This is a genomic window from Pseudomonas sp. WMBT8 (assembly GCF_050916005.1).
Lineage (GTDB): Bacteria > Pseudomonadota > Gammaproteobacteria > Pseudomonadales > Pseudomonadaceae > Aquipseudomonas.
In genome coordinates, this window is sequence record NZ_CP188096.1 from 3,196,358 (window position 1) to 3,223,105 (window position 26,748).

Sequence of the window (26,748 nt, forward strand, 5' to 3'; positions counted from 1 at the left end):
TGATCCGCTAGAGAACTTGACCTTTTCTATTAAGCACGATCTTTCACAGAAGTCTCGTTTAGTTACGCAACTTTTACGGCGGTTATATGACTCTTTCCTTTCGCGTTGCAACCCTCGAAGACTTGCCAGCATTGGTAATGTTGGAGCAGCACTGTTTCACCACTGACCGGCTGTCTGCCCGCAGTTTCCAGTGGATGATCAGCCGTGCCCACGCGCAGTTGCTGGTGGCCGAAAATGCCGGGCAATTGGTCGGTTATGCCCTGGTGCTGTTCCATCGCGGCACCTCGTTGGCGCGCCTGTACTCCCTGGCCATTGCCGCGCCGGCCCGGGGCATGGGCCTGGGCCGGCAGTTGCTGGCGCGCATCGAAGCCTGCGCCGTGGCCCACGACTGTGCGTACCTGCGCCTTGAGGTACGCACCGATAACCCAGGCGCCATCGCGTTGTATGAGCGCGCTGGCTACCGGCGTTTTGCCCTGATCAACGACTATTACGCCGACCATACCGACGCCCTGCGCCTGGAAAAACGTATCCTCCAGCCCGCGCACGCCCGCGCCTTGAGTGTCCCCTACTACCAGCAGACCACTGACTTTACCTGCGGCGCTGCCTGTTTGCTGATGGCCATGGGGGCCCTGTTACCTGGGCGTGAGTCGCTGCGCCGCGAAGAACTGCAGATCTGGCGCGAAGCAACCACCGTGTTCATGACCGCCGGCCACGGCGGTTGCAGCCCCCAGGGCCTGGCCCTGGCCGCGTGGCGCCGGGGGTTTGCTGTACGCATGCAGGTCAACGTGCGTGGGCCGCTGTTTCTCGATGGCGTGCGCAACCTGCATAAAAAAGAGGTGATGCGCCTGGTGCATGAGGGATTCGCGGATGAGTTGGCCCGCAGTAATGTGCAGCAGGTATTTGGCGGTGCGCTGGACCTGCCGCAGGTCCTGGACGACGGCGGTCAGCCGCTGGTGCTGATCAGCAGTTACCGGCTGACGCGCTCCAAGTCACCGCATTGGGTGATCGTGACCGACTGCGATCAAGAGTTTGTCTACCTGCATGATCCCGACGTGGACCATAGCCAGCACCGCCAGCCCATGGACTGCCAGCACCTGCCGGTCAGCCATGGGGAGTTCGAGCGGATGTGCCGCTTTGGCAACAACCAACTGCGTGCGGCGGTGGTGCTATACCGGTAACGCCGTCGCCCTGGCGCTGCCGGCCGCCGCAGCCTTGGCTTCCAGCTCGCGCACCAGGGGCAGCACGCGCTGGCCAAAATACGCCACCTCCTCCTGAAAATGCAGGAAGCCCGCCAGCACCAGGTCCACCCCCACCGCCTTGAGCGCGACGATGCGCTCGGCGATCTGCCGGGGCGTGCCGATCAGGTTGGTCTTGAAACCGTCGTTGTACTGCACCAGGTCAGCGAAGCTGGACTTGGCCCAGTTGCCCTCACCTTCAGGCGATGCCTTGCCTGCTTGCCTGGCCGCATCACCAAAGGCGTTGACCGCGTCCGGGTCGGCCTTGTCGATGATTTCGGCCAACACCGCCTGGGCTTCTTCTTCGGTGTCACGGGCGATCACAAACGCGTTGACCCCGATCTTGACCGAATGGTTATTGGCGGCGGCCTTGGCCCGGATGTCATCGACCTGGGCCTTGATCCCCTGCGGCGTATTGCCGTTGGTGAAATACCAGTCCGACACCCGCGCCGCCATATCCCGTGCCGCACGGGAGCTGCCACCCTGGAAAATCTCCGGGTGCGGTTGCCCCAGGGGCTTGGGCTTGAGGGTGTAATTGTTGAAGCGGTAGAAATCACCCTTGAAGGTAAAGTCATCCTGGGTCCAGATGCCCTTCAAGGCGCGGATGAATTCTTCGGAGCGCCGATAGCGCTCGTCATGCTCCAGCCAGTGCTCGCCAATGGCCTGGAACTCGCCCTTGAACCAGCCGCTGACGATGTTCACCGCCACCCGGCCATCGGTCAGTTGATCGATGGTGGCCAGCTGCTTGGCCGCCAACGCCGGCTGCCAGGGGCCCGGCAGGATCGCCGCGATCACCTTCAGTTTGCGGGTGGCGGCCAGCAGCGCGTGGCTGAAGGCCACGGATTCATGCTGGTATTCGGCACCGTAGCCGGCGGTGAAGCGGATTTGCGTCAAGGCGTACTCAAACCCTGCCTCCTCGGCCAGTTGGGCCAGTTTGCGGTTGTAGTCGATGCCCCAGTCGGTACGTTGTTCGACCTTGCTGACCACCAGGCCACCACTGACATTGGGCACCCAATAGGCAAATTTCACGGCTTGCTGAGTCATGGCTCGGTACCTCGCACACAAAGATTGTGCAAGTGGTGGAGCAGCAAGCGTGCCAGTGTGGGCCAAGCCACGTGGCACGGGCGTTTGGCCCCTGCGAGCCTGGGCCGGGCAATGTTGCCTTGGTGGATGGTTTGTTGGATCACTGTTGCTGGCACAACACCTACCGCACCTGCGCGGGTGTGTCGCAACAGTCGCCCTGACAATCGGTTATAGGTAAGCTATCGGACTTTCGCGCAGCCCCTTTCTGCGCCTCGCCGAAAATAAGTCGCCTCCATGCCTTTTGAACTCAGCGTTGACCTCACCACCCTGGCCATCCTCGCCGTGGTTGCCTTTATTGCCGGTTTTATCGACGCCATTGCCGGCGGTGGCGGCTTGCTCACCACCCCGGCCCTGCTCACCGCCGGCATGCCGCCCCACCTGGTGCTGGGCACCAACAAACTGAGTTCGACCTTCGGCTCGGCCACCGCCAGCTTTACCTTCTACCGGCGCAAGCTGTTCCACCCGCGCCAATGGGTGCATGCCATCGTCGGCACGCTGGTCGGCGCACTGGTCGGGGCCGTCGTTGCCCATTACTTGCCCGCCGAGTGGCTGAACAAGATGCTGCCGGTGATCGTCTTTGCCTGCGGCATCTACCTGTTGTTTGGCGGCACGCCCAAGGCGCCGCTGGACGCCGATGCGCCGATCAAGAAGAAATGGCAGTCGACCCAAGGCTTCGGCCTGGGTTTCTATGATGGTGTGGCGGGCCCCGGCACCGGGGCGTTCTGGACCGTCAGCACGCTGCTGATGTACCCGGTGGACCTGGTCAAGGCCAGCGGCGTGGCGCGCAGCATGAACTTCGTCAGCAACGCGGCGGCGTTATCGGTGTTTATCTTCAACGGTTCGGTGGACTGGATTGTCGGCCTGAGCATGGGCCTGTCGGTGATGGTGGGCGCGTTCTTTGGCGCTCGCAGTGCCATCAGCGGCGGCGCCAAATTCATTCGCCCGGTGTTTATCACCGTGGTCCTCGGCCTGACCGTGCGCCTAGCCTGGCAGCACTGGTTCAGCGTGGCCTAGACGGCGCGCCACATACAGGTCGATGAGGTAGCGGGCAATCGAGCGCGAGGCCGGCAGCGGCGGCAACTGGTAGATGTTGAACCACTGCGCATCTTCAATCTCATCGGCCTGGGGCACGATCTCGCCCCCGGCGTACTCGGCGTGAAAGCCCAGCATCATGGAATGGGGGAACGGCCAGCACTGGCTGCCCACGTACTGGATGTTCTGCACTTCAACCTGCACTTCCTCGCGCACTTCACGGATCAGACAGTCTTCGGCAGACTCCCCGGGCTCGGCAAACCCGGCCAGGGTGCTGTAGACCCCAGTGACGAAACGCGGCGAACGGGCCAGCAGAATCTCATCGCCACGGGTGATCAGCACAATCATGCTCGGTGAAATACGCGGGTAACTGCGCAGGTCGCACGCCTTGCAGAACATCGCGCGCTCGCGGGGCACCTGCTCCATCGCCTGCCCGCAACTGCCGCAAAAGCGGTGCTCGCGGGCCCAGGTGCCGATTTGCGCGGCATAGCCCAGGACTTTGTACAGGCGGTGATCGCCTTGCAGCATAAACGCCCGCAAGCCTTGCCAACGGCAACCTGGCACGTCGCCGGGGCTGTTCAGCTCCAGTAGATACACAGGCTCGCCGTCCAGATGGCCAATGCCATGCTCGGCCAACACTGGCAGGTCCTGGCGCTTGAGCCACTCCCTGGGAAACAGCGGCCCGTTGTCATCCACCAAAAAGCCTTCGCGGCTGCGGGCCACAGCCCAGCCGCCGGGGGCGTCGTTGTCCAGCAGCGTTGTGGTAATCCAGCCTGGGGTCATGTTCAGTCAATCCACGAATTCGGGTTTCTGCTTACTCATATGGGCCGCAATGGCCACGCGCAGGTCGTTGGATTGCAACATAGCAGCGTTCCAGGTGGCAACGTATTCCAGGCCGTCGTTGATGCTGTGGTCACGCATGTAGCTGATCATGGCCTTGGTGCCGGTCACGGCAATCGGCGATTTGGCGGCGATTTGCGCGGCAAGGTCCATCACCCCGGCCAGCAGGCTTGCGTGGTCGGCAAAGGTCCGGTTGACCAGGCCGATGCTGCGCGCTTCTTCGGCGCCAAAGGTGCGCCCGGTGTAGGCCAGTTCGCGCAGCATGCCGTCGCCGATGATGCGTGGCAGGCGTTGCAGGGTGCCGACGTCGGCGGCCATGCCGATGTCGATTTCCTTGATCGAGAATTGCGCATCGTCAGCGGCGTAACGCATGTCGCAGGCGCTGATCAGGTCGATGGCGCCGCCGATGCAGTAGCCCTGGATCGCCGCCAGCACCGGCTTGCGGCAGTTATCCACGGCGTTGAACGAGGCTTGCAGTTGCAGGATCTTGCGCCGCAGCAGGCGCGCATTGCGCCCCACGTCCTTGCCAAACTCATTGGCCACCGAGGCCAGCATCATCAGGTCGATGCCCGAGGAAAAGTGCTTGCCGGCGCCGCTCAACACCACTGCGCGCACCGCGTCGGTGTCGTCGACCCATTGGAAAATCTCGATGATTTCGCTCCAGAACGCCGCGTTCATGGCGTTGATTTTTTCTGGGCGATTGATCTGCACATGGGCGACGTTGCCGTGGAGTTCGACGACAAAGGCTTGGTATTCGGACATGGCAGTGATCCTTGGCTGGCGGCTGATAAGGGCCGAACTATAGCAAGGGTGCGTCAGGGGCGGTAAGGCTGCGCATATGCCAAAAGCAGGACTGCAGAAAAACACCCATCCATGTGGCAGCGGGCTTGTGTGGGAGCGGGCTTGCTCGCGAAAGCAGTGGGTCAGTCAACATCAATGTTCGCTGGGCCGACGTCTTCGCGGCGATGCGGCGATCCGACAAGCCCGCTCCCACACAAGCCCGCTCTAGACAGACAGTCAGGTAGGCAGCCACAGCCGCAGGCGTGCGCCACCCAGTGGCGAGGCCTGGGCGGTGAGTGTGCCACCCTGTGCTTCGACGGCCCGGCGGCTGATCGCCAGGCCCAGGCCGAAGCCACCGGTGGCGCGGTCGCGGCTGCGGTCCAGGCGGTAGAACGGTTCGAAAATCCGCGCACGCTGCTCTTCGGGGATGCCGATGCCGTCGTCATCCACCCAGATTTCGCAGCCCTTGGCGCAGACCTTGACGCCAATCTGGATGCGTCGCTCGCAATAGCGCATGGCATTGCGCAGCAGGTTTTGCAGGGCGCGGGCGGTGAGGCGTGGGTCGAGGGTAAAACGCTCCACCGCGCAGTCCAGCACCACATCAATCACAATCTCGGGGTTCTCCAGTTCGTCGTCGATGCTGCCCAGGATGCTGTCGATAAACTCATCCAGCACCACTTCCACCCGCTCGGGCAGTTGTGCCGGGTTTTGCAGGCGGCTGTAGGACAGCAGTTCCAGCACCAACTCATCCAGCTCGCGGATGTGCGCCACCAGGCCTTGCAGGCGTTCGCGGCTGGCGGCCGGTTGGTCTTCGGACAGCGCCAGGGCCAGGCCGAAGTCCAGGCGGGTCAGCGGGGTACGCAGTTCGTGGGACACGGCGTTGAGCAAGTCACGCTGCTGGTTGAGCAGGTGTTCGATGTCATTGGCCATGGTGTCGAACACCGCCGCCAGGCTGCCGATGTTGGAGCTGGGCGGAATGTGCGTGCGTTCTTCCAGATGACCACGGCCCAGTTGCGCGGCCGTGGTCTTGAGGCGTTCCAGGTCGCGCCAGTGCGGGCGCAGCCACAGCAACAGGCCTCCCAGCAGCGCCGCGCCGATCAGTACGTTCATGGTCCAGTACAGCAGGTTCATGTCCAGCGGGTCGGGCGGGATGGTCAGCTTGACCGCCAATTGGTCATTGAGCGGCGAGCTGATTTCTTCCATCCAGCCCCACTCCCCCAGGCGGATGACCGGTTTGCCCTGCTCCAGCAACCGCTCCTCGGCCGGCGTATAGCGGGCATCCTGGCGATGCAGCAATTGCACCTTCAAGGGCGCAAAGTCCCGGGCCAACTGGTCGGTGACCTCGGACCAGCGCTCCACCGGCCGGCTGTGGTACTGACGCACGATCAGGCTCTGCAAGCCCCGGGATTGCTCGAGGTTGTAGTTCATGTAGCGATGATGGAAGACCTCGATGATGCCCATGGGAATCAGGTAGATCGCCGCGCTGTAGGTCACGATGGTCAGCAGGTAGAGACGGATCAGGAGCCGGAACATGCTGTCAGCATTCCCACTCGGAACGGCTGAACAGGTAACCCTTGCCCCACACCGTCTTGATCTTGCGCGCCTCGCCGGCATGGTCGTCGAACTTGCGCCGCAGCTTGGAAATGGCCACATCCACCGAGCGGTCGGTGCCGTTGAACTCGATGCCCCGCAGGCGCTGCAGGATCTGGTCGCGGCTGAGCACTTCACCGGCATGCCGGGCCAGCACCACCAACAGGTTGTATTCACCGCTGGACAGCTCCACCGCCTGGTCGCGCCAGGTCACGGCGCGCTCCGACAGGTCGATGCACAGGTTGCCCATGATGATTTGGTCATTGGCCGCCTGTGGCTCGCTGAGGCTGCTGCGGCGCAACAGAGTGCGCACCCGGGCCAGCAGCACCCGTGGCTCGCAGGGTTTGGTCACGTAGTCATCGGCGCCCATCTCCAGGCCCAGCACCTGGTCATGGCTGTCATCGCGGGCGGTGAGCATCAGGATCGGCAGGCCGGCCGAGTCGGCGCGCAGCAGGCGGCAGACTTGCAGGCCATCCAGGCCCGGCAGCATCAGGTCGAGGATCACCAGGTCCGGTGGGTTGAGCCTGGCCCGCTCGCGTACGTGGTCGCCACGGCTGAGCACATTGACGTGATAGCCATTGCGTTCAAGGTAACTGGCAATCAGCTCGGACAGCGCGGCGTCGTCTTCGACCAGGAGGATGTTGGGCATGGTGCTTCCAAATAATACAGTTTCACATTAGATCGTCATTGATCAGAAGAGCTTGTTAGGATCCACGGCCGTGAAGGATATACGCAGGCGCCTCGGCGTGCGCCGTACCTTACATTTCTTCACACACCACCTACACAGCTTCACAGCACCGAGCCGGGGGCGTCCGTAGGATGCGCCAGTCAATATTGGGATAAGAGCATGTCAAAGAATCTGTTTGCGCCGTTTTGCCTGCTGGCACTGACGTTGGCCCTGGGTGCCTGTGGCAACTCTGCGGACGACGCCCCGCAAATGCCCCTGGCCAAGGTACGGATCGAAACCCTCGAAGCCAAACCCCTGTCCATCAGCAGCGAGCTGAGCGGACGGATTGCCGCGCCACGCATTGCCGAAGTGCGCGCCCGGGTCGCAGGCGTGGTGTTGCAACGGGTGTTCAACGAAGGCCATGACGTCAAACAGGGCGACGTGCTGTTCCGTATTGACCCGGCGCCGTTCAAGGCCGACCTCGACAGTGCCCAGGCCAGCCTGCGCAAGGCCGAGGCCAATGCCTTCCAGGCGCGTCTGCAAGAGCAGCGCTATAGCCAACTAGTCGAAGGCAATGCCATCAGCGCCCAGGACTACGACAACGCCCGCGCCGCCGCCCGGCAAACGGCCGCTGAGGTCGCGGCCAACCAGGCAGCGGTGCAGCGTGCCAAGCTCAACCTCGGCTATGCCACCGTCACCGCACCGATCTCCGGGCGTATCGGCCGTGCGCTGGTGACCGAAGGCGCGCTGGTGGGCCAGAACGAAGCCACGCCCATGGCCGTGATCCAGCAGTTGGACCCGATCCACGCCGACCTCACCCAGTCCACCCGCGAACTCAATGACCTGCGTCGCGCTTTCCGCGCCGGGCATTTGAAGCAAGTGGGCCAAAACCAGGCCAAGGCCACGCTGATTCAGGATGACGGCAGCCTCTACCCGCTGCCGGGCAAGTTGCTGTTCGCGGAAATCTCCGTAGACCCCGGCACCGGGCAGATCATCCTGCGCAGCGAATTCCCCAACCCGGATCTCGACCTGTTGCCCGGCAGCTTTATCCGTGTGCGCCTGGAGCAGGCCGTCGACCAGCAAGGCCTGAGCGTGCCGCAGCGCGCAATCACCCGCGACAGCGCCGGCATCCCCATGGTGTTGCTGGTGGATGCCGAGCAGAACGTCAGCCAGCAACCGGTGGAATTGGGCGCAGCGGTCAATGATCGTTGGGTGGTCAACAGCGGCTTGAAGGCCGGGGACCGCATCATCGTCGAAGGCCTGCAACATGCGCGCCCCGGTGAAAAAGTCGAAGTGGATGCCAGCACCGCGCCTGTCGCCCAGGCAGCCGGCCAGTAATCATAGGGATCAGAGACAATGCCGCAGTTCTTTATTGACCGCCCGATCTTCGCCTGGGTGGTCGCCCTGTTTATCCTGCTGGCCGGCGCCCTCGCCATCCCGCAGTTGCCCGTGGCGCAGTACCCCAACGTCGCGCCACCGAAAGTGGAAATCTATGCGACGTACCCCGGTGCGTCGGCGCAGACCCTGGACGAAAGCGTGGTCAGCCTGATCGAGCAGGAGCTCAACGGGGCCGACCACCTGTTGTATTTCGAATCCCAGAGCAGCCTAGGCTCGGCCACCATCACCGCGACCTTCCAGCCGGGAACCAACCCGGAAATGGCCCAGGTCGATGTGCAGAACCGCCTCAAGGCCGTAGAGCCGCGCCTGCCGCAAGCGGTGACCCAGCAAGGCCTGCAGGTGGAGAAAGTGTCCGCCGGCTTCCTGCTGCTGGTGACCCTGACCTCCAGCGACGGCAAGCTCGACGACGTGGCGCTCAGCGACTACCTGGCGCGCAACGTGATGAACGAACTCAAGCGCCTGGACGGTGTGGGCAAGGCGCAACTGTATGGCGCCGAGCGGGCGATGCGGATCTGGATCGATCCGCAGAAACTCATTGGTTTCAACCTGACCCCGGCCGACGTCAACGCCGCGATTACCGCGCAGAACGCCCAGGTTTCGGCCGGCAGCATCGGTGATTTGCCAGGCACCAATACCCAGGAAATCACCGCATCGATTCTGGTCAAGGGCCAGCTCTCCACCCCCGCCGAATTTGCCGACATTGTGCTCAAGGCCAACCCGGACGGTTCCACCGTGCGCATTGGTGACGTCGCGCGGGTCGAGGTCGGCAGCCAGGAGTACCAGTTCTCCACGCGGTTGAACGGCAAGCCTTCCACCGCCGTCAGCGTGCAGCTGTCGCCCGGCGCCAATGCCTTGAGCACCGCGACCCTGGTGCGGGCGAAGATGGATGAGCTGTCGCGCTACTTCCCGGCCAACGTCGAGTACAAGATCCCGTACGACACCTCGCCGTTCGTCAAGGTCTCGATCACCAAGGTGGTCTACACCCTGCTGGAGGCGATGGCGCTGGTGTTTGCGGTGATGTTCCTGTTCCTGCAGAACATCCGCTACACCCTGATCCCGACGCTGGTGGTGCCGATTGCACTGATGGGCACCTTCGCCACCATGCTGTTGCTGGGTTTCTCGATCAACGTGCTGACCATGTTCGGCATGGTGCTGGCCATCGGCATCCTGGTGGACGATGCGATTGTGGTGGTGGAGAACGTCGAGCGGATCATGGTCACGGAGGGCCTGTCGCCCAAGGAAGCCACACGCAAGGCCATGGGCCAGATTACCGGGGCGATCATCGGCATTACCCTGGTGCTGGTGGCGGTGTTCCTGCCGATGGCGTTTATGCCGGGTTCGGTGGGGGTGATCTACCAGCAGTTCTCGCTGTCGATGGCCACCTCGATCCTGTTCTCGGCGTTTCTTGCCCTGTCCTTGACCCCGGCCCTGTGCGCCACGTTGCTCAAGCCAATTGCCAAGGGCGAGCACCATGCCAAGGGCGGGTTCTTTGGTTGGTTCAACCGGCGCTTTGAACAACTGACCGACCGCTACGAAGGCTGGGTCGCCTATGCCCTCAAGCGCAGCGGCCGCTACCTGCTGATCTACCTGGTCCTCCTGGTGGGCCTGGGCTTCCTGTTCAGCCGCCTGCCCGCCTCGTTCCTGCCAGTGGAAGACCAGGGGTATACGATCACGGATATCCAGTTGCCGCCAGGCGCGAGCAAGAATCGTACGGTGCTGGTGGCCGAGCAGATCGAGGCGCACAACGCCACCGAGCCGGGCGTTGGTGATACGACGATGATCATGGGCTTCAGCTTCTCCGGCTCCGGGCAGAACGCGGCGCTGGCGTTTACCACGCTCAAGGACTGGTCCGAGCGCAGCAGCGACGATTCGGCGGCCTCGATTGCCGATCGCGCCAACATGGCCTTTACCGAACTCAAGGATGCGATGGCCTATGCCGTGCTGCCGCCACCGGTGGACGGCCTGGGCACCTCCAGCGGCTTTGAGTTCCGTTTGCAGGACCGTGGCGGCGTGGGCCATGCCGCGTTGATGGCGGCGCGTACCGAGCTGCTGGCGGCGGCGGAAAAAAGCCCGATCCTGGCCAATGTGCGCGAAAGCGCCCTGGCCGAGGCGCCGCAAGTGCAGTTGGAGGTGGACCGCAAGCGGGCCAACGCCCTGGGCGTGTCGTTTGCCGATGTGGGCAATATCCTGTCCTCGGCCGTTGGCTCGGCCTATATCAACGACTTCCCCAACCAGGGCCGCATGCAGCGCGTGGTGGTGCAGGCCGAAGGCGACCAGCGCAGCCAGGTCGAAGACCTGATGAAGATCCATGTGCGCAACAACGCCGGGAAAATGGTGCCGCTGTCGGCGTTTGTCCAAGCGCGCTGGGTCCAGGGCCCGGCGCAGTTGACCCGTTACAACGGCTATCCGGCCATCGCTATTTCGGGTGAAGCTTCACCGGGTCATAGCACTGGCGAGGCAATGGAAGAAATCCAGCGTCTGGTCAGCCAATTGCCCGCGGGCCTGGGCCAGGAATGGACCGGGTTGTCGTTGCAGGAGCGCTTGTCGGGTTCCCAGGCGCCGCTGCTGCTGATGCTGTCGCTGCTGGTGGTGTTCCTGTGCCTGGCAGCGCTGTATGAAAGCTGGTCGATCCCCACTTCGGTGCTGCTGGTGGTGCCACTGGGGGTCTTGGGCGCGGTCATGGCGGTGTCACTGCGCGGCATGCCCAACGATGTGTTCTTCAAGGTCGGCCTGATCACGATCATCGGGCTGTCAGCGAAAAACGCGATCCTGATCATCGAGTTTGCCAAGGACTTGTATGACCAGGGCGAAGACTTGGTCGAGGCGACATTGAAGGCTGCTCGCTTGCGTCTGCGACCGATCATCATGACTTCGCTGGCGTTTATCCTGGGCGTGGTGCCGTTGGCGATTGCCACCGGCGCCAGTTCGGCGAGCCAGCAGGCGATTGGGACCGGGGTGATCGGCGGGATGATCACTGCGACGCTGGCGGTGGTGTTTGTGCCGGTGTTCTTTGTGGTCGTCATGAAACTGGTGCGCAAACGCAAAGATTGATACCCCCCCTGTAGGGGCCGGCAAGCCGGCTCCTGCAGGAATAGGCTATGGTGCTCACATGTCCTGTGTTTGTGAGCCATCATGCCTTTTCTCGCCCGTACCCACCCTCGCCTGTCCGCTGCCGCCGTCCTGGGACTGGCAATCGGCATCCTGGCGCCCGTCGACTCAATCCTCAGCAAAATCCTGATCGGCTGGAACGTCGGGGTCTGGACCTACCTGGTGCTGATGCTGCGCCTGACCATCCGTGCCAAGGCCGAAGACGTCAAGCGCATCGCCGAGGTCGAGGACGAGAACGCCGGCCTGGTGTTATTTATGGTGTGCATTGCGGCGATTGCGAGCCTGGCCACCATTGCGGTTGGCCTGGCCGGCAGCAAGGGCCTGGATACGACCGAACGCCTGTTGCATTACGGTTTTACCGGGGTGACGGTGATTGGTTCGTGGTTGCTGATCGGGGTAATTTTCAGCGTGCATTACGCCCGCCTCTATTACACCTGGGAGGGCAAGGAACCGGCGCTGCGCTTTGCCGAAGGGCTACTGACCCCCAACTACTGGGACTTCCTGTACTTCTCCTTCACTATCGGCGTTGCCGTGCAGACCTCGGATGTGGGGGTGGCTACCCGGGCCATGCGCAAAGTGGTGTTGGGGCAATCGTTGATCGGTTTTTTGTTCAATACGGCGATCCTGGGTTTTTCGATCAACATCGCGGCGGGGTTGTTCGGTTAGTCTAAGTGCCAAAGAGTATTAACAGCGGCGTGCTTAGATTGTCATTAGATCATTCATAAGTCGTTGTCTTCGTATACTGTTAGTTCTGACAGTTTACAGCGCAGGTGCGGTGCTATTTCATGACTCAGACAGAGCCGTCAACATCTCTGTTACTCGCACAATCATCAGCGATGGAGAAGCGATCATGACCGAACAAGCGCAACAGTTGACCCCCGAGCAAAAAAAATTGCTTTACCCCAGGTTCCTTCTTGCAACTGGCACATTCGATGCACGTATCGATAATATACCGCTCCACTTTCAGACCTTGAAACTGCTGCATGACCCTATAGAAGCCATGTACCGCCTTAATGCGCGACATGCTGATAACTCAATCACAGTGAAAAAAATCACGATTGGGCTGCCCAACACCGTTCGTCAGGGGCAGGTACTGGATCTGAGTAAGTGGCAGACCAATGAGGTTAGTGTCTGGTATGCCATTGAGGGCACTCCGAATCCTAACTCCATGCGGTGTTCCACAGGAACTTTGATCGTTAATCGCTTGCAAGCAGGCACTGTCAAGTTCGGCGGTGAATTGAACGGTACCACCGATCCGGATGAAAACGGCAACAGGCATACAATACAAGTCGACTTTGATCTAACCAGTTGATCGCTTATGCAAGAGAAAAAAACGCCCGTATCCTTCGATACGGGCGTTAATAAGCGTCCTGTTTTTACCAGCTGTAACGCATACCTACGTTGGCGCCCCAAGGCTGCTCGACCCGGCCACCACTGCTGTGCTCAAGGTCAGCGTGCAGTTGCAGGTTCTGCGACAACTTCACCGCAACCCCTGCGCCGAACTCAGTGCGTGAGCCTGACAGGTCGTTGTTGAACACATTGTTGTTCACCTTGACCTTATTGTTGTTGGCAAACTCATGCACCATCGCTGCCCGCAGGTACGGCTGGACGACACTGCCACTGTCGAGTTGGATATCACGCCCAATCGTCGCGCCGGCCTTGGCCATGATCGAGCGGGTGCGCTCGCCATCGGCGTGCAGGCCATTGTCCAGGTTGTAATTGGCACCCTGGATGACCACGGTGGACAATTGTGCATACGGTTCGACGAAGTAGCCGTCATCGAGCTTGATGTTGCGCCCGAGCTCTGCCGACAGACCGCCACCGGTGTTGGCGTACTTGCCCTTGGACTTGGTACCGTCGCTCATGCCGACCTTGGACTCGTTGTTGAAGCGGTTGAGCTTGGCCACGGCGTCAAAGTACAGGCCACTTTCCTCATCCAGCCAGGTGGCATAGGCACCCACGTAGTAGCTTTTCACGGTGCCGGACGTACCGCGCTTGAGGTTCAGGTCCGAGGTACTGTGACCGGCCATCACACCTACCAGCCACTGGCTGTCGGCCAACGGCATGTCGGCACCCAGGGTGAAGCCTTGCTGGTTCTGGTCATAGCCCACACCAGTGCTCTCGGCCACCTTGTACTTGTTGCCGTAACCGCGCATCCACACACCCGCCTGACCAGGCTCGAAACGCAGTTCGCCCATGCGCGTACGCAATGAGGTCGCCTCGCCGTACCAGACGGTCGGTGCGGTGTTGAACAGCGCCATCACCGAGCGGGTGGACGGGCTGATCACACGGTTTTCCGGGTCGAGGAACCAGTCGGTGCCGTCCTTTTTCAGGCCGTAGGAGTAGGCGCCCACGTCGACGAAATCATTGGCCAGGGAGAACTGCGCGTCCCCGCCTTCGGTGTGCACGATACGAATCGCTTCAGGGTTGAGCGGCTCCACGCCAGTGGCCTCAAGCAGCAGGCTGTGGGTGCCGTTGGCTTGGCCATTGATATTCAGGAAGTCGGTGATACCCCGGGCAAAATCGGTGCCCATGACAAAGGTGCCGTTACCGTCGAGGCTGTCCAGGTCCAACTGATAGAACGCGTCGCTGTCGCCGAACTTCACCGTACCGCCGGCCAGGTTCAAGGCACCCACCTGGCTGTCGCCGGTCAACTCCCAGTAGGACTGGTCGCCGATGTTCAGGCTGCTGACATTGTGCAACTGGCCCGTCAGCCCGGCGTTGTTGTCGAGGTTCAGGTGCGCGGTGCTACCGTCTTCGACAATGATATTGCCGTTCAAGCGGCTGTTGTCGACGTTCATGCTCGCCTGGGCGCCGCCGTTGACTTCCAGCAACGTGCCATTGCCGCCGCTCAGGGTCGAACCATTGCGCACGTCGATTTCAACGTCCATCGGCTCGCCAGGCTCACCTTCGACAACAATGGCCGAGCCGCTGCGGCCTTCGACGCTGGAATTGTCCAGCACCAGCTTGCCGGCAGTGGTGCTGCCAAGGTTGTTGGTGAACAGCACGCCATTCTTGCCGCCAATGATGCTGCTCTGGCTGGCAGTCGCCGTTGCACCATCAAGCAACACGCCATAGCTGTCGGCGCCAGTGCCTTCGACCACGGTGTTCTGGTTGAAATGCAACTCGGCGTTGCCGTTGGCTATTGCCCCACCCTTTACACCGCGGATGATGCTGTTGAACACCTGGGCAATGCCGCCCGTTTGCGAGTTGAAGCTCTGGAACGCTTGCAGGCCGACAACGGTGTTGCTGGTGATGGAGCTGTCACGAATGATGGCTGTGCTGTCATCCAGGCGCACCGCGCCCCATGTCGAGTTGTTGGAATTGACCGTGGCACCGTTAAGACTGACGGAGGAGCCCTGTGTCGCGCGGATATCCTCGATCAGGCTGCCGGGATTGACATTCAGCGTCGAATCGTTGGCCAGGATATGGCCCGCACGGGCGCCGTTCATGGTCAGCTCGGACTTTTGATCGAGTTGCCAGTGATTTGTCGGTTCATCGGCGCCAATGACCTTGGACTCGCCAATCAGATGGCCGGCTTGCACATTGGTTTGCACTGCCGCAAACAGCAGGACAGTCATGGCTGGGACTTTCATCATCTTGCTCAAGGGTTTGAGCTCGAAGTTAATGGGTGCTGACATCGGGTTCACTCTCTGGGGTAGAGCCACTAAAAACGGCTTGGCTCGTTCCCCGCGGAATGAGGCCTCACCTGTACAGCGCAGAGGTTACGTAGTGAACATACCGACGACTGTAGGACTAATCTGAACGAGCAGTGTTAATCGGCAGCGCAGATGCATGGAAAGTGGCGCCCCCGGCAGACGGAACCGTCTAAACGCGCCAATCCAAGGCTTGCAGACGCACAAAAGGGAAGCCAGGCTTCCCTTTTGTGCTTGCAGCGGTTTATTGACTTATCAGAGTGGTTCCCAGGCTAGCCGGTACGCCATCACAGAATGAGTCAGGGTTGGAGAATACCGTGTATACCTCGGCCAGTTCGCCGCGACCGAGTCCCCCACCTGCCACGCCCGTGGTGTAGGTGACCTCGCACGGCCCAAACGCCACTTGAGCCAGGAACGGACGGTAGATGATATTTACCTCAATACCGTTGGCCACCTCGGCAGCGGTCAAGGGCGGGGTTGTAATAGTCAGTGTAAATGGCCCTGACGGATGCCCTGGGCGTTCGCTGGTAATGGTGATCGTAACATCCACGGTATTGCCCACTACCAGTCTTGCATCGCCCGGGATCAACACAGTGGCAGCCAGTACCGGTGGCGAGCCAGCCTGGATTGGTACCAGCGACTGACAGTTCCACTCACCAAATACGAGGCGCTCATACCTTGCAGGTGCCAGCTCCACCGTCACGGCATCGATCACATTGACCATGGTCACGGGCGATGGGTTTTCATTGGTGGTGCCGGGGCCAATCACAGAGTAGCTGACCGGTTGCATATTGTTGCCGTGGCGCGCCACTACGTCCCAGGGAATGGTAAACGTTGCGTCGGCGCCGGGAACTGTAGTGCTTAAAGGGAACGGCCCGACACGCTCTCTGGAGGTGCCCCAATACAGGTAAAACTCATTAGCTGCATGAGGCAACGCCGCAATGGTCCAAAGGGGGATCACAATAGTGACAGGCAGGTTCGCATCCCCGATGCGCAAGGTGTTCAACTCGTTGGAGTTGGCACCAAACACTTGCGGCGGGTTCAGCCCAGGGTTCACATCGCCTGGCTCCAGTGTGCCCGGCAGGACCGGCCCTTCGACCGACAAATCGAGCTGCAGGGTTTTATCTGGCGAGGTGAAGAACACACCGTTGCGCTCGATCCGGTAACGCACATTTACCGTCTGCGGGCCCAGAGTCGCGGTATAGGCGGCCTTGATTGCGTCATTCATATTATTGAACACCACCGGGAAACCAGTGAGTTCGGTAGTTTGCGGGCCAAAGGGCTCGGCTTCCCATTGCGTCTCGAACTTGTCCAGCCCGGTCACGAAATTAACATACTGCTCAATATGCAGATCGATCCCTTGTACATAGTCCGCAATGCTGAGCAGGTCATCAGTGCTGCCATTACGAGGGGCAGGCGCAAGTGGCAGGAACGGCGCCAATGGCACGGGATCGGCCAACAACGAAACCGTACGAAACTCATTGAACGACGGGCGACTGACGTTCCCTGCCCGGTCCCTGATGGTGTAGAAAAAGTAATAGAGCCCACTCAAGGTGATCAGGCTGGCTGGCAGGAAAAAAGTGCTCGACGCAGGTGGCGGCAGCATAGGCACACCTGGACCACTGACCAAATACTCGGGCCGAGGGTCCATGACCGGGCTGTAGTACACGTCAATTTCGTCCCCCGCTTCAAACCGTCCGGGCTGCGGCCCGAAACTGTTTGCCAGGATACGCACCTCCACGCCGCCCTGGTTGATCAGGAAAGCATTGTTGATAACCGTACCCGGCGGGGCATTGACTAACACTGGAGCGGTCGGTTGTTCACGGGACGCCGCTACGGCGTAGGGCGCAATGAGGTCAACCCGGAATGCGGCGGGGTTGGACTCATCCATCGCAGGACCCGGTACACCACCGGCATTACGGTATTGCGTGACTTTGAGTTCATAAAAGCCATGGGCGAACTCAAACTCGGGAGCCGGAGCAGGAACAAATCTATCGATTATTGCCGGCACGGGGTTCAAGTTGATCTGGAAGGGGGGCACGAAGGTGGTCCAACTGGGCACCGTATCTGTGGTTCTGCGAATTTCGACACTCAGCCAGTCGGTGCGCAATGAAATCAGCCCGGTTCGCAGTTGAAGGGTTATACCCGCCCGTGCAACGGCTACCGGGATGAGCCCGGATGCATCATCCAATGCTTCTGCAATCGTGGGGGCATCAATAACCAAAGGCACTGGTGTAATGGTGACGTCAGGGTTGCTGCTCATATCAGTCTCTCCTTAGTACTTAATGTAGGCGTCGCACAAACACTCATTAGGTGGCCAAGCCGCCATCGCCCGATACTTGAGTGATTGCCTGGTGACTGAAATCGCAGCAACACTCTCTCCAGCGCGTAAAACACGCGGCCAAACAAACCACCTTTCGAATTACCCATCTGTTGTTAAAGCAAACGTGTAGGGTGTTCAGTCCTCGGGGCCATTGCCGTCAATCCAGCAATAAATAGGCGTGGGCGGTGGCGGTGAGGTGGGCACCACGCGGTCGAACTCCACATAGCGCGAAGAAGAACGGCCGATCACCGCGCCGCCCCGGGACACCGTGTAACTGGCCTCGCCGCCGGCGTTTTTTTTCAGGGGCCGAATCACGCGCTCGACATCGAGAATCCAGAAGGTATAGCCCGCCGCATCGGCTACCCCATCCCAATAATGCGTGAGGGTTTCCACGATATTGGGGTCCGGATCGACATCCGGGTACTTGCCATACCCCTGGAACCGCAGCGTGATCAGGTCGCCAGCGTGTATGTCGGCGTGAGGCGCGACATGCACCTCGACTCTCAACCAGATCGCCGGTTGGGTGCTGCAGGTCAGGAAACGGTTTGGATGCGGTTCCGACTGCGGGAAACTGGGCCGAGGGTACCTGGATGGCGGCTGGCCGGTTTGCAGGCCCACTTGCGCCACCTGTGAAAACAGCGGATTGACGTTGCCTGCGCGATCCTTCAGGCGATAGAAGCAGAAGATCCAACGCGCCCCTGGGAAACTGCGGAACACGGCGCTGGGCACATTCACGAATATACGGCCGGTGGCGCTGGTCAGCGGCGCTGAAACCAGGGTAGGCGCGCCGGTTGGCAAGGTGTTCATATCTGAAAAATACATCAGCACCTGATCACCCACCTCACGATCCAGATAGTCCTTGGGGATTTCCATGGGCACCAGGGGGTTGGCAACCAGGTAGGCCTCGGTGATCGGATCGATGGGAAAAATGGGCGGTGGCAGCAACGCCCCCCCACCGGGCGCATCGCGGTCGATCCTGATGGTCACAACCTCGGAGGCATCAACGCTGGGGCTGTTCGGCGTGCGGTTATGGATGCGAAACCGCAGATCAACAATTGCACTGTTGAGCAGGAATGCCTGAGGTATCTGCAGGGCGTAGGGAAAGTCGGCAGGCGTCATCGGGTTAGGCAGCAAAATCGGCGGCGTATCCAAGGGCCGGGCACCGCGAACGTTCCACTCGAACACCAGATACTGATCTCTGCCCGGACCGGGTAAAAACGCCCAGGGCGTCGGAATCTCAAGCTGCAGATCAGCGAAATAAAACTGTGCCGGCAGCAACCCGTCAGGCAGCGCGTCGACGACGATAGGCGCCTCAATCACCAGGATGCCGCCTGGGCCATTGGATTGGCCAGCATTGTGGGTGCTCATCAAAACCTCCCATCACCTAGACACGCGCCAAGGCGTCGATGGATCACGGCGCTTGCGGCTCAGTTGGGATAATTGAACACGTCCAGCAGCGCTGCGGATACTGTCAGAACTAACAGGTCGGCTCGCCGCTCGTCGGTTTCACGCCGCCGGTTTTGGCAGTGTTCCAGCAAAGATTTTCTTGACGAAAGGGGCTGGCTGGTGTTTTCTGAAACCGGTTTCAATGCCCAGCGCACTGCCACCTCACACTAATAAGAAAGGCCCCGCCGTGACTTCATTCTCCGCCGCCCAACGCAGCCGCGTGACCATGCTTGATGTAGCCGAACGCGCCGGCGTCTCCAAGGCCAGCGTGTCGCGTTTTATCGGCGATGACCGCGCCCTGCTCTCCGACGCCATCGCCCTGCGCATCGAGCAGGCCATCGATGAGCTCGGCTACCGCCCCAACCAGATGGCCCGAGGCCTGAAACGTGGGCGCACGCGCCTGATCGGCATGCTGGTGGCCGATATCCGCAACCCCTATTCGATTGCCGTGATGCATGGCGTGGAAACCGCCTGCCGCCAGCACGGCTACAGCCTGGTGGTGTGCAACACCGACCGCGATGACGAGCAGGAGCGCCAGCACCTGGCAGCCCTGCGCGCCTATAACATCGAAGGCTTGATCGTGAACACCCTGGGCCATCACCTTGAACAACTGCTGGAACTGCAACGGGAAATGCCCCTGGTGCTGGTGGACCGCAAGGTCGACGCGCTGCACAGCGACCTGGTAGGCCTGGACAACCCACTGGCCGTGGGCATGGCGCTGGACCACCTGGAACACCAGGGCTACCGGGATATCTTGCTGGTCAGCGAGGCGGCCGATGGCACCAGTTCGCGGGTTGAGCGTATGGAGAGTTTCCAGGCCCAGATCCGTCGTCGCAAAAAAATGCGCGGCGCCGTATTGGAAATAGACCGCGACCTGCCCCACCGCTTGCAGACGTTTCTTGGCGCAGGCCAAGCCGGGCCCAAAGCGTTGTTCTGTGCCAACGGCATTGCCGCGCTGGCCTGTACCAAAGCCCTGCGCGAGCTGGGTTGCCGATTGTTCGAGGACGTGGGCTTGCTCGCCCTGGATGATCTGGACTGGTACCCGCTGGTGGGCAGCGGCATCACCGCCCTGGCCCAGCCGACCGAAGCCATTGGCGCCAGTGCTTTTGAGTGCTTGCTCAAGCGCTTGCGCGGCGATACCGCGCCGACCCGTTCGGTGGATTTTGCCCCGCAACTGATCGTCCGAGGCTCAACCCAACCCGTGTAGGCATAACCGCCTGCACGAGCATTTTTTTATCTTCAAATGAAACCGGTTTCAGAGATCAACAACAATGCACAGATACCCCGTTTCCATCAGCCTTTCCAGCTACGGCGCCGACCTGGTCCGCCAGCGCGGCCAACTGAGTTTTGTCGACCTGCTGGCCGCCGCTGGCGCCACGCGCATTGAATGGCGTGAAGAACTGCTGACCACCGAACAGCCCGCTGAACTGGCGCAAGCCGCCGCAGCGCAAGGCCTGGAGTGTGTATTTTCCTCGCCCCTGGAACTGTGGGTGGCCGGGCGGGCGCAAGCCAACGCCGAGCTTGCTGCCACCCTCGACCGCGCCCAGGCGTTCGGTGCGCGCTGGTTGAAGGTGTCCCTCGGTTACTTCACCGACACCAACGACCTGCACAGCCTCAGCGCCTTGCTCAATCGCCACCCGGTGCGCTTGCTGGTGGAAAACGACCAGACCCTGCACGGCGGGCGCATCGAGCCGCTGCAACGTTTCTTCGATGAAGCCGAACGCCTGGCGGTACCGGTGAAAATGACCTTCGATATCGGCAACTGGCACTGGCAGGACCAATCGGCGCGCACCGCTGCGCGCCTGCTGGGCCGCCATGTCGACTACCTGCACTGCAAGGCCGTAGAGCGTCGCGCCGACGGCAAGCTGGTGGCGTTGCCGCCGGGCACCGCCGACCTGCATCTGTGGGAACAATTGCTGCAACTGATGCCCCAAGGTATCAGCCGCGCGGTGGAATTCCCGCTGCAAGGCGCAGACCTGGTGGCGGTCACCACCGTGCAAGTCGCCGCCCTCACCCACCTTGGCCAACCGCGTGTGGAGAATGCCCATGTCTGAGATCGATATCCTCTCGTTCGGCGAGACCATGGCGATGTTCGTCGCCGAACAAACCGGTGACCTGGCCCAGGTCGGTCACTTTGAAAAACGCATTGCCGGCGCCGACAGCAATGTGGCGATCGGCTTGTCGCGCCTGGGCTTCAATGTGGCTTGGCTGAGCCGTGTGGGGGATGATTCATTGGGCCGCTTTGTGGTCGATACCCTAGAAAGCGAAGGCCTGGATTGCCGGCATGTGGCGGTCGATCCGGCGCACCCCACCGGTTTTCAGCTCAAGTCGCGGGAAGAGCGCGGCGACGATCCCAAGGTCGAGTATTTCCGTCGTGGCTCGGCGGCCAGTCACCTGTCCAGCGCCGTGATCACTCCACAGTTGCTAAAAGCACGGCACCTGCACGCCACCGGGATTCCGCCAGCATTGTCGGACGCCACCGCCGAGCTGTCGCGCGAGTTGATGAGCCAGATGCGCGCGGCAGGCCGCAGTGTGTCGTTCGACCCTAACCTGCGCCCGTCACTTTGGCCCAGCGAGCAGAAAATGATCCGCGAAATCAACGCCCTGGCCTGCCTAGCCCACTGGGTGTTGCCGGGGCTGAGCGAAGGTCGCCTGCTGACCGGCTTCGAAGACCCGGCGGATATTGCCGCCTTCTACCTCGACCAGGGTGTGGAAGCGGTGGCGATCAAGCTCGGGCCCCACGGCGCCTACTACCGTAGCCATCTGGACCAAGGGTTTGTCGCCGCGGTGCCGGTGGCCAAGGTGGTGGACACAGTGGGCGCCGGTGATGGTTTTGCCGTGGGCATGATCAGCGCCCTCCTCGAAAACCTCAGCTTTGCCCAGGCGGTGCAGCGCGCCAACTGGATCGGCAGCCGCGCCGTACAAAGTCGCGGCGATATGGAAGGCCTGCCCATGCGCGCCGACCTGCCAGCCCTGCAAAAGGCCGGCTGACCCCGGCGCTAAACCCGTTACCTGTTGCCACAACTACAACAAGCTCAGGAGCAAACCCATGACGACCAAACTCGCCACCCGCCGCTGGTGGTACATCATGCCCATCGTGTTCATCACCTACAGCCTGGCGTACCTGGACCGCGCCAACTATGGCTTCGCCGCCGCCTCCGGGATGGCCGAAGACCTGATGATCACCCCGGGCATGTCCTCGCTGCTCGGCGCGCTGTTCTTCCTCGGCTACTTCTTCTTCCAGGTGCCGGGGGCGATCTATGCCCAACGGCGCAGCGTCAAGAAACTGATTTTTGTCAGTCTGATCCTCTGGGGCGGCCTGGCCACGCTGACCGGCATCGTGTCCAACGCCTACATGCTGATCGCCATCCGCTTCCTGCTCGGGGTGGTCGAGGCCGCCGTGATGCCGGCGATGCTGGTGTACCTGTGCCATTGGTTCACCCGTGCCGAACGCTCGCGGGCCAATACCTTCCTGATCCTCGGCAACCCGGTGACCATGCTGTGGATGTCGGTGGTGTCCGGCTACCTGGTGCAGCATTACAGCTGGCGCTGGATGTTTATCATCGAAGGCCTGCCGGCGGTGTTCTGGGCCTTTATCTGGTGGCGCCTGGCCGATGAGCGCCCAGCCGATGCCAAGTGGCTGAACGCCGGCGAGAAGCACGACCTGGAAACCGCCCTGGCCGCCGAGCAGGTTGGGCTCAAGGCGGTGAAAAACTACGCCGAAGCGTTCCGCTCGCCACAGGTGATCATCCTCGCGCTGCAATTCTTTTGCTGGAGCATCGGCGTGTACGGCTTTGTGCTGTGGCTGCCGTCGATCCTTAAGGCCGGCTTGCAGATGGACATGGTCGAAGCCGGCTGGCTTTCGGCGTTGCCGTACCTGGCGGCGGTGATTGGCATGCTCGTGGTGTCCTGGGGCTCGGACAAGCTGCAAAAGCGTAAACGTTTCGTGTGGCCACCGCTGCTGATCGCTTCCGTGGCGTTTTATGGCTCCTACCTGCTGGGGGCCGAGCATTTCTGGTGGTCCTACACCCTGCTGGTGATTGCTGGCGCCTGCATGTATGCGCCCTACGGGCCGTTTTTTGCGATCGTCCCGGAAATCCTCCCGGCCAACGTTGCCGGGGGCGCCATGGCGCTGATCAACAGCATGGGCGCGCTGGGTTCGTTTGGCGGTTCGTACCTGGTGGGCTATCTCAACAGCAGCACCGGCTCGCCCGGTGCGTCCTACCTGCTGATGAGCGGCGCGTTGCTGCTGTCGGTGGTACTGACGATTTTTCTCAAGACCGGTGCCCGTGAGCCGTCCCCGGCAGCACCGTTGCACTCCCTGGATTTGAAGGTAAGAACCTGATGAAAAAACATGTCGTGCTGTACAAAAAACTCTCCGCGCCGCTGATGGCCCGCCTGCACGAGGCGGCCACCGTGACCCTGATCGAAAGCCTCGACGCCACGGGCCTGGCGCAACTGCGTGAGGCATTGCCCACCGCCCACGGCCTACTGGGCGCCAGCTTGCGCCTGGATGCGCAACTGCTGGACCTGGCGCCGCGCCTGGAGGCAGTGGCCAGTGTTTCGGTGGGCGTCGATAACTACGACATCGACTACCTGACCCAACGCGGCATTTTGCTCAGCAACACCCCGGATGTACTCACCGAAACCACCGCCGACACCGGCTTTGCCCTGATCCTCGCCACCGCCCGGCGCGTGGTGGAGCTGGCCAACATGGTGCGCGCCGGCAACTGGAACCAGAACATCGGCCCGTTGCACTTTGGCAGCGATGTACACGGCAAGACCCTGGGCATCATTGGCATGGGGCGCATTGGTGAAGCCCTGGCACAGCGCGGGCATTTTGGCTTTGGCATGCCGGTGATCTATCACAGCCACTCCCCCAAGCCTGCGGTGGAACAGCGCTTCGGCGCGCAATACCGCAGCTTGCCCGACCTGTTGCAGCAAGCCGACTTTGTATGCCTGACCTTGCCGTTGACCGCCGAGACCCAGGGGCTGATTGGCGCCAGGGAATTCGCGCTCATGGGCCCGGAGACGATCTTTATCAACATCTCCCGGGGCAAGGTGGTGGACGAGGCGGCGCTGGTAGAAGCGCTGCAACAGCGTACGATCCGCGCGGCGGGGCTGGATGTGTTCGAGCGTGAACCGTTGAACCATGACTCGCCGCTACTGCGCTTGAACAATGTGGTGGCGACGCCGCACATCGGCTCTGCCACCCATGAAACGCGGGAAGCGATGGCGCGGTGTGCCGTGGATAATCTGCTGGCGGCACTGGCGGGAGAACGACCGAAAAACCTGGTCAATCCCGGCGTATGGAAAGCCTGACAGCTCGACCAAATGGCGTGTGCCAGCCACCGCCATCGCGGGCAAGCCCGCTCCTACAGGGGATCTTCATCGGGGCAGAAGTCTGGGCCACACCACCAATCAAATGTAGGAGCAGGCTTGCCTGCGATAGCGGTATGCCAGCCACCGCAAACAGTGGCTGAGCCACCGCTATCGCGGGCAAGCCCGCTCCTACAGGGGATCTTCATCGGGGCAGAAGTCTGGGCCACACCACCAATCAAATGTAGGAGCTGGCTTGCCTGCGATAGCGGTATGCCAGCCACCGCAAACAGTGGCTGAACCACCGCCATCGCGGGCAAGCCCGCTCCTACAGGGGATCTTCATTGGGGCAGAAGTTTGGGTCACACCACAAATCAGAGGTAGGAGCTGGCTTGCCTGCGATAGCGGTATGCCAGGCACCCAAGCCTTCCCTGCTTAGATAACAAACCGCGCCACCATCGCATTCAAATCCACTGCCAGGCGCGACAGTTCGTGACTGGCGGCGCTGGTCTGGTGGGCGCCGGCCGCCGATTGGGTGGCCAGGTCGCGGATGTTCACCAGGTTGCGGTCCACTTCGCGGGACACTTGGGCCTGCTCTTCGGATGCGCTGGCGATCACCAGGTTGCGCTCGTTGATCAGGCTGATGGACTGGGTGATCTGCTCCAGTGCCACACCCGCCGCGCGGGCCATTTCCAGGGTGCTTTGGGTGCGCTGGTTGCTCTGTTGCATGGACTGCACCGCCTCACCCGTGCCGTTCTGGATGCCGGCGACCATTTTTTCGATCTCCTGGGTCGACTGCTGGGTGCGGTGGGCCAGGGCGCGCACTTCATCGGCCACCACGGCAAACCCGCGCCCGGCTTCACCGGCGCGTGCGGCTTCGATGGCGGCGTTGAGGGCCAGCAGGTTGGTTTGTTCGGCAATCGCCCGAATAACATCCAGCACCTTGCCGATATCGCGGCCCTGGGTGGCCAGGCCTTCGATCAACACCGAGGTGTTCTGCACGTCCTGGGTCATGGTCTGGATCGCGCCCACGGTTTCCACCACGCGGTCGCGCCCTTCCCGTGCGGCCTGGTTGGACTGGGTCGAGGCCTCGGAGGTGGACACCGCATTACGCGCCACTTCTTCCACGGCAGCGGTCATTTCATTGACGGCGGTGGCGGCCTGGTCGATTTCATTGTTCTGTTGCTGCAAGCCCTTGGAGGCTTCCTCGGTCACCGCGCTCAGCTCTTCGGCGGCGGACGCCAATTGCGTCGCCGAGCCGGCGATATGCTGAATGGTCTGGCGCAGGTTGCCCTGCATGGTCGCCAGCGCGCTGATCAGCCGCGCAGGCTCATCCTGGCCATCATCCTCAATAACCTTGCTCAGGTCGCCGCTGGAGATGGTCTCGGCGGCTGCCACCGCCTTGCGCAAGGGCGTGACAATGCTGCGGGTCAGCAGCCAGGCGAGCAATACGGTCATCAGCGCCGCGACCACCGACACCACGATAATCCCGCTGATCGCATCGCTGTAGCTGCGCCCGGCGTCGTCCCCGGCCTGCTTGGCATCGGCGGCGTTGATCGCAATCAACTTGTTGAGCTGTTCACCCATCTGATCGGTGCCGTCCTTGATCCGGCTGTTGATCAGGGCCCGCATCTCCTCGACCTTGTTCTGCTGGGACAATGTCAGCATTTCAGCCTGGGCTTTAAGGTAGTTGTCCAACGTCACCGCAAAAGTCTTGTAAAGCGCCGCTTCTTCGGCGCCGGCCGGCATCGCGGCGTAACCCGCCTGGGCTTGGCGGGCCTTGTCGACCAGGACATCAATGCGCGCCTGGGCATCTTGCAGGGCGCCAGGCTCGCGGTTGACCAGCACCCGGAACGACAGAATGCGCAGGCGTAATACGCTCTCGGTCATATTGGCCAGGTAGCCGACACTCGGCAGTTGGTTGGCGCCCATGTCCAGCGCGGCCTGGCGAATCAGGGTCATGCGGTTGACGGCAAACACCCCCAGAACAATCACAAGCAACGCAATAAACGCAAAACCGAGAAACGCCCGAGGTGCGATATTCAAATTACGGAGGGACATAGGAAAGCTCTCAAAGAGGGATGGCTGCGAGCGTCCTTGCCGCGACACGGTCACTTAGCGTCAACGCACCGAGATGACTGTTCGGCGCCACTGTTATAAGGGTTGTGTGGGCCTATAAGAGGTATCGGCCGGCTTGAGGCTTTTTGCACAAACCGGAGAAATATATTTTCACACTTTTGACAGTGGGCGCTTTCTGGCATCCTGCGCCTC

The 26,748-nt window shown here is 61.4% G+C and carries 20 protein-coding genes; 11 read left to right on the forward strand and 9 right to left on the reverse strand.

Going from position 1 to position 26,748, the window contains the following annotated elements; all coding sequences use genetic code 11:
• Positions 1 to 86 precede the first annotated feature (86 nt).
• Positions 87 to 1,178 (forward strand): GNAT family N-acetyltransferase/peptidase C39 family protein, encoded by a 1,092-nt coding sequence (locus tag ACO77H_RS14800; RefSeq protein ID WP_169951843.1) that lies wholly within the window; start codon positions 87 to 89, stop codon positions 1,176 to 1,178.
• On the opposite strand, the gene sfnG is transcribed toward ACO77H_RS14800, so the two are convergent.
• Positions 1,167 to 2,279, reverse strand: coding sequence for a dimethylsulfone monooxygenase SfnG (gene sfnG / locus ACO77H_RS14805; RefSeq protein ID WP_170041353.1), 1,113 nt, complete (start codon positions 2,277 to 2,279; stop codon positions 1,167 to 1,169). The genes ACO77H_RS14800 and sfnG overlap by 12 nt on opposite strands.
• Before the next feature lie 273 nt (positions 2,280 to 2,552).
• Between sfnG and ACO77H_RS14810 the strand changes: the two genes are divergently transcribed.
• A complete protein-coding gene (locus ACO77H_RS14810) occupies positions 2,553 to 3,332 on the forward strand; it encodes a TSUP family transporter (protein ID WP_029291538.1) in 780 nt (259 codons plus the stop codon).
• Here the strand turns inward: ACO77H_RS14810 and nudC are convergent.
• The 4 genes from nudC to ACO77H_RS14830 all read right to left on the reverse strand — a co-directional run bounded on the left by nudC (position 3,300) and on the right by ACO77H_RS14830 (position 7,209).
• On the reverse strand, positions 3,300 to 4,133 hold the full coding sequence (nudC, locus tag ACO77H_RS14815; protein WP_432754171.1) for an NAD(+) diphosphatase: 834 nt from the start codon (positions 4,131 to 4,133) through the stop codon (positions 3,300 to 3,302). The genes ACO77H_RS14810 and nudC overlap by 33 nt on opposite strands.
• 6 nt (positions 4,134 to 4,139) lie before the next feature.
• Positions 4,140 to 4,952: a crotonase/enoyl-CoA hydratase family protein gene (locus tag ACO77H_RS14820; protein WP_172311482.1), complete on the reverse strand. Its 813-nt coding sequence runs from the start codon at positions 4,950 to 4,952 to the stop codon at positions 4,140 to 4,142.
• 255 nt (positions 4,953 to 5,207) lie between these two features.
• Complete coding sequence (locus ACO77H_RS14825) at positions 5,208 to 6,503, reverse strand: ATP-binding protein (RefSeq protein WP_432754172.1); 1,296 nt, start codon at positions 6,501 to 6,503, stop codon at positions 5,208 to 5,210.
• Between the two features lie 4 nt (positions 6,504 to 6,507).
• Entirely contained in the window at positions 6,508 to 7,209 is a 702-nt protein-coding gene (locus tag ACO77H_RS14830) for a response regulator transcription factor (protein WP_170057286.1), read from the reverse strand.
• A gap of 198 nt (positions 7,210 to 7,407) precedes the next feature.
• On the opposite strand from ACO77H_RS14830, the gene ACO77H_RS14835 reads away from it, so the two are divergent.
• The 4 genes from ACO77H_RS14835 to ACO77H_RS14850 all read left to right on the forward strand — a co-directional run bounded on the left by ACO77H_RS14835 (position 7,408) and on the right by ACO77H_RS14850 (position 13,045).
• Positions 7,408 to 8,565 (forward strand): efflux RND transporter periplasmic adaptor subunit, encoded by a 1,158-nt coding sequence (locus tag ACO77H_RS14835; protein WP_169951855.1) that lies wholly within the window; start codon positions 7,408 to 7,410, stop codon positions 8,563 to 8,565.
• Between the two features lie 18 nt (positions 8,566 to 8,583).
• Entirely contained in the window at positions 8,584 to 11,676 is a 3,093-nt protein-coding gene (locus ACO77H_RS14840) for an efflux RND transporter permease subunit (protein WP_170057285.1), read from the forward strand.
• 81 nt (positions 11,677 to 11,757) lie between these two features.
• Positions 11,758 to 12,399: a DUF1345 domain-containing protein gene (locus tag ACO77H_RS14845; RefSeq protein WP_170041349.1), complete on the forward strand. Its 642-nt coding sequence runs from the start codon at positions 11,758 to 11,760 to the stop codon at positions 12,397 to 12,399.
• A 184-nt stretch (positions 12,400 to 12,583) separates the two neighbouring features.
• Entirely contained in the window at positions 12,584 to 13,045 is a 462-nt protein-coding gene (locus ACO77H_RS14850; RefSeq protein ID WP_170041348.1) for a hypothetical protein, read from the forward strand.
• A gap of 64 nt (positions 13,046 to 13,109) precedes the next feature.
• Here the strand turns inward: ACO77H_RS14850 and ACO77H_RS14855 are convergent, their stop codons facing one another.
• The 3 genes from ACO77H_RS14855 to ACO77H_RS14865 form a co-directional block, all read right to left on the reverse strand.
• On the reverse strand, positions 13,110 to 15,374 hold the full coding sequence (locus tag ACO77H_RS14855; protein ID WP_432754173.1) for an autotransporter outer membrane beta-barrel domain-containing protein: 2,265 nt from the start codon (positions 15,372 to 15,374) through the stop codon (positions 13,110 to 13,112).
• 259 nt (positions 15,375 to 15,633) lie between these two features.
• The gene (locus ACO77H_RS14860) at positions 15,634 to 17,652 is read right to left on the reverse strand and encodes a hypothetical protein (RefSeq protein WP_432754174.1); all 2,019 of its coding nucleotides are present in this window, start codon (positions 17,650 to 17,652) and stop codon (positions 15,634 to 15,636) included.
• A gap of 195 nt (positions 17,653 to 17,847) precedes the next feature.
• Positions 17,848 to 19,080, reverse strand: coding sequence for a hypothetical protein (locus ACO77H_RS14865; protein WP_432754175.1), 1,233 nt, complete (start codon positions 19,078 to 19,080; stop codon positions 17,848 to 17,850).
• A gap of 265 nt (positions 19,081 to 19,345) precedes the next feature.
• On the opposite strand from ACO77H_RS14865, the gene ACO77H_RS14870 reads away from it, so the two are divergent.
• The 5 genes from ACO77H_RS14870 to ACO77H_RS14890 all read left to right on the forward strand — a co-directional run bounded on the left by ACO77H_RS14870 (position 19,346) and on the right by ACO77H_RS14890 (position 24,480).
• A complete protein-coding gene (locus ACO77H_RS14870) occupies positions 19,346 to 20,365 on the forward strand; it encodes a LacI family DNA-binding transcriptional regulator (RefSeq protein WP_432754176.1) in 1,020 nt (339 codons plus the stop codon).
• Positions 20,366 to 20,429: 64 nt separating this feature from the next.
• On the forward strand, positions 20,430 to 21,212 hold the full coding sequence (locus ACO77H_RS14875) for a sugar phosphate isomerase/epimerase family protein (protein WP_170041343.1): 783 nt from the start codon (positions 20,430 to 20,432) through the stop codon (positions 21,210 to 21,212).
• Positions 21,205 to 22,149, forward strand: a complete 945-nt coding sequence (locus tag ACO77H_RS14880) for a sugar kinase (RefSeq protein WP_170041342.1) — start codon at positions 21,205 to 21,207, stop codon at positions 22,147 to 22,149. The genes ACO77H_RS14875 and ACO77H_RS14880 overlap by 8 nt, the downstream gene beginning before the upstream one ends.
• 58 nt (positions 22,150 to 22,207) lie before the next feature.
• Complete coding sequence (locus ACO77H_RS14885) at positions 22,208 to 23,503, forward strand: MFS transporter (RefSeq protein ID WP_169951876.1); 1,296 nt, start codon at positions 22,208 to 22,210, stop codon at positions 23,501 to 23,503.
• Positions 23,503 to 24,480, forward strand: a complete 978-nt coding sequence (locus ACO77H_RS14890) for a 2-hydroxyacid dehydrogenase (RefSeq protein ID WP_170041341.1) — start codon at positions 23,503 to 23,505, stop codon at positions 24,478 to 24,480. The genes ACO77H_RS14885 and ACO77H_RS14890 overlap by 1 nt, the downstream gene beginning before the upstream one ends.
• Positions 24,481 to 24,912: 432 nt before the next feature.
• Here the strand turns inward: ACO77H_RS14890 and ACO77H_RS14895 are convergent, their stop codons facing one another.
• The gene (locus ACO77H_RS14895) at positions 24,913 to 26,538 is read right to left on the reverse strand and encodes a methyl-accepting chemotaxis protein (RefSeq protein ID WP_170041340.1); all 1,626 of its coding nucleotides are present in this window, start codon (positions 26,536 to 26,538) and stop codon (positions 24,913 to 24,915) included.
• Positions 26,539 to 26,748: the final 210 nt, after the last annotated feature.

Coding starts and splice junctions, on each gene's coding strand:
- nudC (WP_432754171.1), bottom strand. CDS start 4,133: ATGACCCCAGGCTGGATTACCACAACGCTGCTGGACAACGACGCCCCC.
- sfnG (WP_170041353.1), bottom strand. CDS start 2,279: ATGACTCAGCAAGCCGTGAAATTTGCCTATTGGGTGCCCAATGTCAGT.
- ACO77H_RS14890 (WP_170041341.1), top strand. CDS start 23,503: ATGAAAAAACATGTCGTGCTGTACAAAAAACTCTCCGCGCCGCTGATG.
- ACO77H_RS14875 (WP_170041343.1), top strand. CDS start 20,430: ATGCACAGATACCCCGTTTCCATCAGCCTTTCCAGCTACGGCGCCGAC.
- ACO77H_RS14835 (WP_169951855.1), top strand. CDS start 7,408: ATGTCAAAGAATCTGTTTGCGCCGTTTTGCCTGCTGGCACTGACGTTG.
- ACO77H_RS14825 (WP_432754172.1), bottom strand. CDS start 6,503: ATGTTCCGGCTCCTGATCCGTCTCTACCTGCTGACCATCGTGACCTAC.
- ACO77H_RS14800 (WP_169951843.1), top strand. CDS start 87: ATGACTCTTTCCTTTCGCGTTGCAACCCTCGAAGACTTGCCAGCATTG.
- ACO77H_RS14855 (WP_432754173.1), bottom strand. CDS start 15,374: ATGTCAGCACCCATTAACTTCGAGCTCAAACCCTTGAGCAAGATGATG.
- ACO77H_RS14880 (WP_170041342.1), top strand. CDS start 21,205: ATGTCTGAGATCGATATCCTCTCGTTCGGCGAGACCATGGCGATGTTC.
- ACO77H_RS14840 (WP_170057285.1), top strand. CDS start 8,584: ATGCCGCAGTTCTTTATTGACCGCCCGATCTTCGCCTGGGTGGTCGCC.
- ACO77H_RS14850 (WP_170041348.1), top strand. CDS start 12,584: ATGACCGAACAAGCGCAACAGTTGACCCCCGAGCAAAAAAAATTGCTT.
- ACO77H_RS14810 (WP_029291538.1), top strand. CDS start 2,553: ATGCCTTTTGAACTCAGCGTTGACCTCACCACCCTGGCCATCCTCGCC.
- ACO77H_RS14865 (WP_432754175.1), bottom strand. CDS start 19,080: ATGAGCACCCACAATGCTGGCCAATCCAATGGCCCAGGCGGCATCCTG.
- ACO77H_RS14845 (WP_170041349.1), top strand. CDS start 11,758: ATGCCTTTTCTCGCCCGTACCCACCCTCGCCTGTCCGCTGCCGCCGTC.
- ACO77H_RS14885 (WP_169951876.1), top strand. CDS start 22,208: ATGACGACCAAACTCGCCACCCGCCGCTGGTGGTACATCATGCCCATC.
- ACO77H_RS14895 (WP_170041340.1), bottom strand. CDS start 26,538: ATGTCCCTCCGTAATTTGAATATCGCACCTCGGGCGTTTCTCGGTTTT.
- ACO77H_RS14830 (WP_170057286.1), bottom strand. CDS start 7,209: ATGCCCAACATCCTCCTGGTCGAAGACGACGCCGCGCTGTCCGAGCTG.
- ACO77H_RS14860 (WP_432754174.1), bottom strand. CDS start 17,652: ATGAGCAGCAACCCTGACGTCACCATTACACCAGTGCCTTTGGTTATT.
- ACO77H_RS14820 (WP_172311482.1), bottom strand. CDS start 4,952: ATGTCCGAATACCAAGCCTTTGTCGTCGAACTCCACGGCAACGTCGCC.